Source organism: Erythrobacter sp., assembly GCF_011765465.1.
Classification (GTDB): domain Bacteria; phylum Pseudomonadota; class Alphaproteobacteria; order Sphingomonadales; family Sphingomonadaceae; genus Erythrobacter.
The window spans coordinates 155,203-165,506 of sequence record NZ_CP050265.1; the positions used below are offsets into that span (position 1 = coordinate 155,203).

6 protein-coding genes are annotated in these 10,304 nt (G+C 66.6%); 3 read left to right on the top strand and 3 right to left on the bottom strand.

Annotated features, from left to right (window positions below):
- Position 1 precedes the first annotated feature (1 nt).
- Genes ligD through G9473_RS00775 form a run of 3 tightly spaced genes read right to left on the bottom strand, consistent with a single transcriptional unit; the run spans position 2 to position 4,576 of the window.
- The gene (ligD, locus tag G9473_RS00765; RefSeq protein ID WP_291135027.1) at positions 2–2,497 is read right to left on the bottom strand and encodes a DNA ligase D; all 2,496 of its coding nucleotides are present in this window, start codon (positions 2,495–2,497) and stop codon (positions 2–4) included.
- 1 nt (position 2,498) lies between these two features.
- Positions 2,499–3,335, bottom strand: a complete 837-nt coding sequence (locus G9473_RS00770; protein WP_291135029.1) for a Ku protein — start codon at positions 3,333–3,335, stop codon at positions 2,499–2,501.
- A gap of 47 nt (positions 3,336–3,382) precedes the next feature.
- Positions 3,383–4,576 carry an MFS transporter gene (locus G9473_RS00775; RefSeq protein ID WP_291135032.1) on the bottom strand — a complete coding sequence of 398 codons (1,194 nt, stop codon included), beginning with the start codon at positions 4,574–4,576 and terminating at the stop codon, positions 3,383–3,385.
- Positions 4,577–4,926: 350 nt separating this feature from the next.
- Between G9473_RS00775 and G9473_RS00780 the strand changes: the two genes are divergently transcribed.
- The 3 genes from G9473_RS00780 to G9473_RS00790 all read left to right on the top strand — a co-directional run bounded on the left by G9473_RS00780 (position 4,927) and on the right by G9473_RS00790 (position 10,303).
- The gene (locus G9473_RS00780) at positions 4,927–6,087 is read left to right on the top strand and encodes a hypothetical protein (protein ID WP_291135034.1); all 1,161 of its coding nucleotides are present in this window, start codon (positions 4,927–4,929) and stop codon (positions 6,085–6,087) included.
- Between the two features lie 64 nt (positions 6,088–6,151).
- Positions 6,152–8,182: a CocE/NonD family hydrolase gene (locus G9473_RS00785; protein WP_291135036.1), complete on the top strand. Its 2,031-nt coding sequence runs from the start codon at positions 6,152–6,154 to the stop codon at positions 8,180–8,182.
- Positions 8,183–8,545: 363 nt separating this feature from the next.
- Entirely contained in the window at positions 8,546–10,303 is a 1,758-nt protein-coding gene (locus tag G9473_RS00790) for a ShlB/FhaC/HecB family hemolysin secretion/activation protein (protein ID WP_291135038.1), read from the top strand.
- Position 10,304 lies beyond the last annotated feature (1 nt).

The following is a 10,304-nucleotide window of genomic DNA, read 5'->3' on the forward strand; positions in this document are numbered from 1 at the left end:
GTCACAGGTCGGGCAGGCGCTGCTCTGCGAAACCCCAGCCGGAAAGCGTCTTGCCGCGCGCGCGCTTCAGCAGTCTGTCCGCATCGGCGATGGTGAAGGCCCGCGCGCTGTCCGCCTCGCGCAGCTCGTTCCAGCCGAGCGGCGCGGCGACCGGAGCGCCTTCGCGCGCGCGGGCGGAATAGGGCAGGATCGCCGTGGCGCCGCGCTGGTTGCGCAGCCAGTCGATGAAGATCTTCCCCTTGCGCTTGGCCTTGCTCATGGTCGCGGTGAAGCGGTCGGGCTGGGCGAGGCTGAGCGCTTCGGAAAAGCGGCGGGAGAAATCCTTGTGGGCCTCCCATGAATGGCCCGCCAGCAGCGGGACGACCACGTGCACGCCCTTGCCGCCCGACAGCATGGCGAAGCTGGTGAGGCCGAGATCGGCGAGCCGGTCGCGGATGTCGCGCGCGGCGCTCTTCACGTCGGCGAAATCGAGCCCTTCGTCGGGGTCGAGGTCGAACACCATGCGCTCGGGCGCCTCGACATCGCTGGTGCGCGAGCCCCAGCCGTGGAATTCGATCGTGCCCATCTGAACGCACTGGAGGATGCCGCGCGCGTCGTCGACATAGAGATAGTCTTCCAGGTCGCCGTCCTTCTCGTGGATTGGCACGCGGCGCACCGCATCGCCGAAACCGCCGGTGTCGTGCTTCTGGAAGAAGCATTTCTTCGCTCGGCCCTGCGGACAGCGCACCAGGCTGACCGGGCGATTGGCGGCGAAGGGGAGCATGATGGGGGCGATGGCCTCGTAATAGTCGGCAAGGTCGCCCTTGGTCGCGCCCGAGCCCGGAAAGATCACCCGGTCGCGGCTGGAGATTTTCACCGCGTCCGGTTCGGCGGGTGCGGAAGCGGGCCGTTCCGGCGTCACGTCCTTCGCCTCCTTGTCCTCGCGCAGCCCGAGATAGCTGCCGTGGCGGATATTACCATCGGCGGTGAATTCGGCGAAGGCGACTTCGGCGACCAGTTTCGGCGTGACCCAGCGCACGCCGCGCGCCTTGGCCTTCTCGACCTCGGCGGGCGGGGTCTTGCGTTCGAGCCGTTTGAGCTTGCCCGAAAGCGCATCGAAATCATCGCCGTCGAAACCGGTCCCGACATTGCCTTTGTAGACGAGCTCGCCGTTCTCGAACTGGGCCATCAGCAGCGAGGCGAAAGGGCGGCCCTTCGCCTTTGAGGGCTTCCAGCCGATCACGACGAATTCCTGCCGCCTGGTGCACTTGACCTTGACCCAGGCCTTGCTGCGCGAGGAGCGGTAGGGCGCGTCGATCGCCTTGGAGATGATCCCCTCCTGCCCCGCATCGCACATCGCGCTAAACAGCTTTTCGCCGGAGCCGATCACGTGGTCGGCGACGTGAATGGGCGGCTCGGCGGACTTGAGCAGCGCCTCGAGGCGCTCCTTGCGCTCGACATTGGGTTCGCCTGCAAGGTCTTCGCCCTCGGCCTCAAGAAGGTCGAAGGCGTGGAAATCGATCGCATCGCCTTGACCCTGCGAGCCGTGGCCGCGCTTGAGGACGGATTGAAGCGTCGAGAAATCGGGATTGCCGTGCCTGTCGCAGGCGACGATCTCGCCGTCGATCAGGCAGGAGGGCAGGTCGAGGTCGGCGAAGGCGCGGGCGAGGGGCGCGAACTTGTCGGTCCAGTCCTTGCCCGAGCGCGTGAAGACGCGCACCTCGTCACCCTTCGCCGCGACGAGCGCGCGGTAGCCGTCGAACTTTATCTCGTGCATCCAGCGGTTTCCGGCTGGGACTTCGTCGACGAGCGTCGCGAGCTGAGGCTTGCGAAAGGAGGGGAGGGGGGCGGACTTGCGGGCTTTCCTCGCCCCGCCGCCGCGCTTCGGCTTCATCCGGGCGAGGACGCTGTCGTTCTTCTGTTCGCCTGTCGCCTTGCCCGCCGCGATCTCGGCCATCGAGCGGCCCGTCGCAATGCTGGTAAGCTCGCGCTCGACCAGTTCGTCCGTACCACCCGTGAACTCGTCGTCGAGCTTGCGCAGCAGCCAGTTCTCGCGCTTCTCGTTGCCCTTGGGTTTCAGCCGGATGAGCAGCCACTCGCCTTTCATGCGCTCGCCTTCGAGGCAGAAGTGGAGGTGGCCCTTGTCGATGTCGGAGGCGCTCTTGCCCTCCACCGCAGCCCACGTCCCCCGGTCCCACAGCATCACCGTCCCGCCGCCGTACTGGTCCTTGGGGATCGTTCCCTCGAAAGTCGCATAGGAGAGCGGGTGATCCTCGGTCCTCACTGCAAGCCGCTTGGTCGCCGGGTCGAGCGAGGGGCCTTTCGCCAGCGCCCAGCTTTTCAGCACCCCGTCCATTTCGAGCCGGAGATCCCAATGCAGCCGGGTCGCGTCGTGCTTCTGCACCATGAAGCTGTTGCCGCCACTCTTGCCGGGCTCGCCGGCAGGTTCGGGCGTCGCTTCGAAATCGCGCCTGGTGTTGTATTCGGCAAGCGCGTCCTTTTCCTTCGCGCGCGCCATGTCAGGCCGATTTCTTGGAGCGCGAGCGCTTCTGCCCCGATGGTTTCTCGTCCCCGACCGACTTCTTGAGCGCGGCCATAAGGTCGACGACATTCCCGCCGCGCCCGTCGCCGGGTTCGTCGACGTCCTCGATCACGGCTTCGCCCTTCTTCGCCTTGCGTTTCTTTTCTATGAGGCCGCGCAGGGCTTGCGCATAGCGGTCCTCGAATTCGCCCGCATCGAAAGGGGCGGTCTTCTGGTCGATCAGCGTGGTGGCGAGGTCGAGCAGCTCCTTCTTGGGCTTGGCATCGCCGATCTCGTCGAAGAACGCCTGACCCTCGCGCACTTCGTCGGCATAGCGCAGGGTTTCCAGCAGCAGCCCCTTGCCGCAGGGCTTGATCGCGACGAGCTTCTCCGAACCGCGCACGGAAAGCTGGCCCAATGCGACCTTCTTCGCGCGGCGTAGCGCCTCGCGCAGGACGATGAAGGCTTCTTCGGCCAGTTCGTCCTGCGGGGCGACGTAATAGGGGCGGTCGAAATAGAGCGGGTCGATCTCGCTCGCTTCCACGAACTGCACGAGTTCCAGCGTGCGGCGGCTCTCGATCTTCACCGCGTCGATCTCCTCGTCCTCGAGCAGGACGTAGCTGCCCTTCGACACTTCGTAGCCGCGGATGATCTCGCCCCTGTCGACCGGGCCGATCCCGGGGACCACCTTTTCATAGGAAATGCGCTTGCCGCTGGGCTGGTGGATCTGGTTGAACCTGATCTTCGATCCGGTCTTCGTCGCGGAATAGAGTTCGACCGGGATCGAGACGAGGGCGAGCCGGATCTGGCCCTGCCAATATGCGCGTGCTGCCATTGTCTTGCCTCCAACAAGACCGACGAACGGCGCGGCGATTGGTTTCCTCAGCTCTCGCGCACGATGCGCGGCAGGGCGAGTGTGCTGCTGGCAGCCGAGAGCGCGCCGAAGGCAAGGAACACCAAGCCGGGGCCAAGCGCGTCATAAGCGGGCCCCGCTATTGCCGGACCGACCACGCTGCCCGCTGCAAGGCATATGAGCGCGGCGGTGAAACCGAGCAGGCCGTCCCCGGCAAAGACCTGTTCCGACCAGAAGGACAGCACCGCGCTCATCATCATGATGAAGACGCCCTGCAGCGCGGCCGACGCCATGACGGCAGGCCACGAGGCGGGAGCGAGCGCGATGAGCATGGCCGAAAGCGCCGCCGCGATCATCAGCCCGGCGACGAGCGCGGCAAGCCCGATCCGTCCGCGCAGCCGCGCCGTGCCGATCCCGGCGAGCCCGGCGAGCCCCAGCGCGATGAAGATCGTCGCCGCCGAGCCGTTCGCGGGAAGGCCGGGAAGCCCGCCCGCATCCTCGACAGCGCGGGCAGCGAAGGTAATCCAGACCGAGGTCGTCAGTCCGAAGGACAAGGCCACGGCATAGAGCGGCGCCGCCACTTTGTGCAGCACGCTGCGCCAATCCTTGCGTCGCTCGCGTTTCCGTCCGGGGGCGACCGCGCTCAGCAGGCGCGCGTTGATCGCAAGCGCTGCGAGCCCGACGAGCGCGAAGAACACCCACGCCCAGCGCCAAGAGACCCCCTGCCATGCCACCACCATCGCCGCGCCGCCCGCCAGCGCCACGCCGAGGCTCGTCCCGGTGCTGATTATCGAGAGCGCACCCGGTCGGCGGAAATTGCGCAGGGCATCATGGACGAGGGTGTTGAACGGCGACCACGTCAGCCCCGGCCCCATCATGGCGAGCGCGACCCCGGCGGCGAGGACGGGCACGCTCCCGGCGAAGGCGACCGTGGCGACGCCGAGCGTCGAGCAGATCAGCCCGATCAGCACCGGCTTCGCTCCTCCGAGCCGTTCGCCCAGTTCGCCCGCCCCGACCAGCCCGGCGAGGAAGCCTGCGAAACCGATGCTCGCGATCGTGCCCGATGCCCCTCCCTCGATGCCGAAGGCGGGGCGCAATTGCGGCAGGAACAGGCCGAAGCCGACCCGTGCCGGCCCGTAGGTCAGCAAGGTCGCGGCAAAGCCCGCCGCGGACAGACCGCGTTCGGTTCTTTTCTGGAAGTCCCTTTGGCTGATTGCTTGCATCGCGGGCGAAGTGGGAAGGCGGGACGCCGCGCGAAAGGCAGCGCGCGGCGGGCCGTGCGACGTGCGCCTATCGCCCGCATTCCGCCCCCTTGCCCGACCCGTCGCGGCGGCGGGTGGGCCTGCCTTGCCTTTGGGAACGCCAGCCCCGCCGAAGCGATTGATGAGGTGCAACGCAAGACAACCCGAAAGGAGCCGCAAGCATCGCGCAATCGCCGAAGAAAGTATTCGTCCTGGGTCTCGAACCCTTCAACCTCGCCCTGCTCGAAACGCTTGAGGAGGAGCGCGAGGTCGAGTTCCACGAGGCGCTCTCGGCGCAGGAATCGGTCAACATCACCGAGCCTTTCGAGCTGATGGACCTCGTCATCCTCGCCGAGGAGCGGATGGACAAGTACGGCCCGGCCGATGCGGTGCTCAATTACTGGGACTTTCCCGGCAGCGTGATCGCCCCGCTGCTGTGCCAGCGGAACGGGCTGCCCGGTCCCTCGCTCGAAGGCGTCGCCGCGCTCGAACACAAGTACTGGGCGCGCGAGGCGATGGCCGAGGCGATCCCGCACGCCAACGCCGATTTCTGCGCGGTCGACCCCTTCGCCGAGCGCCCCCGCGACCAGATCGAGATCGACTACCCCTTCTGGGTCAAGCCGTTCGTCTCACACTCTTCCTATCTCAGTTTCAAGGTCGAGAACGAGGAGCAGCTTTCGAAGGCGATGAAGGTGATGCGCGGCGGGATCGAGTTGTTCGGCAATCCCTTCAACGCCTTTCTCGATAAGGTCGAAATACCCGAAAGCGTGAAAGGCATCGGCGGCAACCACTGCATCGCCGAGAAAAGCGTCGCAGCCGACCAGCAGATCACATTGGAAGGCTATGTCCACGACGGCGAGACGAGTGTCTACGGCGTGGTCGATTCGATCCGTGAGGGCGGCGTCGGCTCGTCCTTCTCGCGCTACCAGTATCCGAGCGAGGCGCCCAAGTCCGTCATCGAGCGGATGTGCGATGCGACTGCGAAGCTGCTCGCCCACATCGGCTACGACAACGCGCCCTTCAATGCGGAATTCTTCTACGACGAGGAAACCGATCGGATCAGCGTGCTCGAGGTCAATACGCGCCTGTCGAAAAGCCACGCGCCGCTGTTCGAGGATGTCGACGGAATGACCCACCAGAAGGTCGGGCTGGATCTCGCGCTCGGCCTGCGCCCGCAGATGCCCAAGGGTAAGGGCGACTGGCCGAAAGCGGCGAAATTCATGCTGCGCTTCTTCCAGGACGGCCAGATCGAGCGTGTGCCTTCGCAGACCGAGATCCACCATATGCAGACCCGCTATCCCGAAGCGCTGGTGCAGGTGCTCGTGGGCAAGGGGCAGCGCCTTTCGCACCTTGCCTTCCAGGACAGCTATTCCTTCGAGATCGCCGACATTTTCCTCGGCGGGGAAAGCAACGAGGAACTCGAATCGAAATATGCCGACCTGATGGAGAACCTGCCTTTCACCATCAACCTCACCGCGCCCGTCCCGCAATAGCATCCGCGAGCGGCCAAGCGGCGCAACCTGCATACGATCACGCCCACAATGACAGGGGGCCTTCATGATATTCGTCGACGACTTTCCCGAGCGAGTGGAAATCCACGATCACGTCGTCATCCCGATGGCTGACGGGGTCGAGCTCTCCGCGCGGATCTGGCTGCCCGATTGCGCGCGCGATGCGCCGGTCCCCGCGATCCTCGAATATATTCCCTATCGCAAACGGTTCGGCAGCGCGTCGCGGGACGAACTGACCCATGGTTACCTGTCGGGGCACGGCTATGCCTGCGTGCGGGTCGACATTCGCGGCAGCGGCGAGAGCGAAGGCGTGCTCACCGACGAATACCTCCAGAGCGAGCTGGAGGACGGACTCGCCATCATCGACTGGATCGCTGCGCAGGACTGGTGCGACGGCAATGTCGGGATGATGGGCATCAGCTGGGGCGGCTTCAACGCGCTGCAGCTTGCCGCGCTCCAGCCGGGGCCGCTCAAGGCGATCATGGCGGCAAGCGCGAGCGATGATCGTTTCGCCGACGACGTGCACCACATGGGCGGCTGCGTGCTGGGCGACAACCTGTCGTGGGCCTCGGTCATGTTCGCCTATAATTCCATGCCGCCCGATCCCGAACTGGTCGGCCCCAAATGGCGCGAGATGTGGTTCGAGCGGCTCGAACGCTCCGGCTTCTGGCTCGACAAATGGCTCCGCCACCAGCGCCGCGACGACTACTGGAAGCATGGTTCGGTGTGCGAGGATTATTCGGCGATCCGGATACCCGTCATGGCGGTGAGCGGATGGGCCGACGGCTACACCAACGCCGTATTCCGCCTGCTGCGCAATCTCGATTGCCCCCGGCGCGGGCTCGTCGGACCGTGGGCGCACACCTATCCCCACCTCGGCAAGCCCGGCCCGGCGATCCATTTCCTCGAGGAACTGGTGCGCTGGTGGGACCACTGGCTCAAGGGCGAAGAGAACGGGGTCATGGACGAGCCCATGCTGCTCGCCTGGATGCAGGACAGCGAGCCTCCGCAATCGAGCTATGCCGAGCGCGAAGGGCACTGGGTGGCGGAAGAGCACTGGCCGTCCGACCGGGTCAAATCGCGCCGCTTCTCGCTGACGCGCGGACGGCTGCTGGACCCGCAGGATTGCGACCATTCCTGCGAACCCGACAGCCTTTCGATCCAGTCGCCGCTTTCTACCGGCCTGTTCGCGGGCAAGTGGTGTGCCTATGCCTCCGGCCCCGACCTCGCCCACGACCAGCGCCAGGAGGACGGCGGGGCGCTGGTCTTCGAGACCGAGCCGCTCGAGGAAGCGATCCAGGTGCTCGGCGCGGCCGAGCTCACGCTGGAAGTGAGCGTCGACAAGCCGATCGCGATGGTCGCCGCGCGCCTGTCCGACGTGCGGCCCGACGGATCGGCGACGCGCTTTACCTATGGCCTGCTCAATCTCTCCCACCGCGAGAGCCGCGAGCATCCCGAGCCGATGGTCCCGGGCGAGCGGCAGGCGGTGACGTTCCGGCTCAATCATATCGGCCAGATGATCCCCGCCGGCCACCGCCTGCGCCTCTCGCTATCGACCTCCTACTGGCCGCTCGCCTGGCCTTCGCCCGAGCCGGTGTGCCTGACCGTCCACCTCGCGGGAAGCCGCCTCGATCTGCCGGTCCGCCACGCGGCCCATGTCGGCCACGAGCGGCCCAAGTTCGGCGACCCGCAGATCGCCCGGCCCGAGCCCAAGCTGATGCGCACGCCCGAAGAGCACGACTGGATCGTCCACCGTCACCTCGCCCGCGATTCCTCGGTTCTGGAGGTGATCAACGATCAGGGGGTCTACGCCCACGAATACCCCGGACTTGAAGTCGGCGCGCACGCGCGAGAGTGGTATCGCTCGGTCGGCAACGACCACGCCTCGGTCGAGGGCGAGACCCGCTGGACCCGCAGCCTTTCGCGCGAGGGATGGAACATCCGCACCGAGACCCGCACGTTGATGCGCTCGGACTCGGTCAACTTCTACCTCGAAGGCGATCTCGATGCCTATGAAGACGGCGACCGGGTGTTCTGCCGGACCTGGAGCCGGACGATACCGCGCGATCTCGCCTGAGGCGGGCGAGTCGCCCGCGACTCCTGCATTGTGAGCGCGCACACAAGCCGGGCCTCTCCGTAAGCGTTAACCGCAGGCGCTTGTTAAAACGCGACAATTTCGCTGCCGATTGAGCGAAAACGGATTCGGCGGGTTGTATTCGCCCGGCCACCCTGTAGGACATTGCCCATCCAACGGGTCGCTCCGGGGGACAGCGTTTCGCGGTCGCGTCCGCGAAGGGCACTATCCCGATCTGCATGGGGTCGCAGGCGATCCGCCATGACGGCTTAGGCTGTCTCGGCGCAAGATTTGGGGGGAAAATTGCTCGATCGATCCGCACAGGCTCGTCGCGTCCGGAAACTGTCGCTCGCCGTTTCGCTTCCGGTGCTGGGCTTTGCCCTTGCAGCCGGACTGCCGCTTCCCGATGCTTCCGCCTCGGCGCAGATCGCCCCGCCCAATCGCAGCGAGCTTGTCCCGCCCGAACGGCGCGAGCGGCGCGAGGGGCCCACTCTCACCATCGACGGCGATCTCGAACGCGCGCCCTGCGCGCTCGACCGCGAGGAATATGCCGACATCCGCCTGACCCTGAAGGGGGCCGAATTCGCCGGGCTGGAGCGAGTGCCGGGCCTGTCGCTCGAAAGCGCCTATGACAGCTATGTCGGACGCGAGCTGCCGCTTTCGGTGCTGTGCGACATCCGCGCGGAGGCCAATGCGACGCTGCGCCGGGCTGGCTATCTCGCCTCGGTCGAGATTCCCGAGCAGAACCTGTCCGACGGCGTTGCCGATTTCCGCGTGATCTTCGGCCGGCTGACCGCGCTGCGCGTGCGCGGGGATGCGGGCCCGTCCGAGCGCGTGGTCGCGCGCTACCTCGACAACCTGACGGGCGCCGAGGTGTTCAATTCGAACGAGGCCGAACGCTACCTCCTGCTGGCCGACGACCTGCCGGGCGTCGACGTGCGCCTGTCGCTGCGCCCGGCTGCGGGCGGCGAGCCAGGCGACCTCGTCGGCGAGATCGCGGTGGTGCGCCAGCGCGGCATCATCGACGTCAACGTCCAGAATTTCGGCTCGAACGCGATCGGGCGTTTCGGCGGGCTGCTGCGCGGCGAACTCTATGACCTGACGGGGCTTGGCGACCGCACCACGGTCACTTTCTTCACCACCGCCGAATTCGAGGAGCAGCAGACCCTCCAGCTCGGCCACGATTTCGCGGTCGGCGGGGAGGGGCTGCGGCTCGGCGCGGGCCTGACCCTGAGCCAGACCAGCCCCGAGCTCGGCCTCGCGGGTCTCGACATCGATTCGCAGACCCTGCTCGCCTCGGTCTATGCGAGCTATCCGCTGATGCGCACCCGCAAGGCGAGCGCTTTCCTCGAAGCCGGGTTCGACCTCGTCAACCAGGACGTGGATGCGAACGATATCCGCCTGACCGAGGACCGCGTGCGGATGATCTATGCGCGCATCTCGGGCGAATGGACCGATGGCGAGAGCGTGCGCCGGATCGGCGGCTACACCCCTTACGAACCGCGCTGGCGGGCCTATTACGCCGGCGAATTGCGCCAGGGGCTCGACGTCTTCTCGGCCAGCCCCGATTGTCGGCCGAACCTGCTTGCCTGCCTTATCGGCGGGACCGCCCCGCCGAGCCGGGTCGAAGCCGACCCGACGCCGTTCCTGGTGCGTTACCAGGCGGGCGCCGAATACCGCCCCGATCCGCTGCTCACCTTCTCGCTCGAAGCGCGCGCGCAGGCGACCAACGATCCGCTTCCCGCCTTCGAGGAATTCGCCGGGGGCAGTTTCTCGATCGGGCGCGGCTACGATCCGGGCGCGATCCTCGGCGACAGCGGCGTGGGCGGCTCGTTCGAGGTCCGCTACGGCACGCTCGCGCCGCAGGGGCCCGAGGCGATCGCGTGGCAGCCCTATGTCTTCACCGACGTCGCCTGGGTCTGGAACGAGGATCCGAGCCGCAGCCCGCTCAATCCCGACCGCTTGTGGTCGGCCGGCGGCGGTGTGCGCGCCGCCTTCGGTTCGATGATGCAGGGCGATTTCCTGATCGCGGTCCCGCTCGAGCGGCCCGACCTCGCGCTGGAGCGCGGGGACGTGCGTATCATGTTCTCGCTGACCGCCCGCCTTTTTCCGTGGAGATACTGAC

Coding starts and splice junctions, on each gene's coding strand:
- ligD (WP_291135027.1), bottom strand. CDS start 2,497: ATGGCGCGCGCGAAGGAAAAGGACGCGCTTGCCGAATACAACACCAGG.
- G9473_RS00770 (WP_291135029.1), bottom strand. CDS start 3,335: ATGGCAGCACGCGCATATTGGCAGGGCCAGATCCGGCTCGCCCTCGTC.
- G9473_RS00775 (WP_291135032.1), bottom strand. CDS start 4,576: ATGCAAGCAATCAGCCAAAGGGACTTCCAGAAAAGAACCGAACGCGGT.
- G9473_RS00780 (WP_291135034.1), top strand. CDS start 4,927: ATGGACCTCGTCATCCTCGCCGAGGAGCGGATGGACAAGTACGGCCCG.
- G9473_RS00785 (WP_291135036.1), top strand. CDS start 6,152: ATGATATTCGTCGACGACTTTCCCGAGCGAGTGGAAATCCACGATCAC.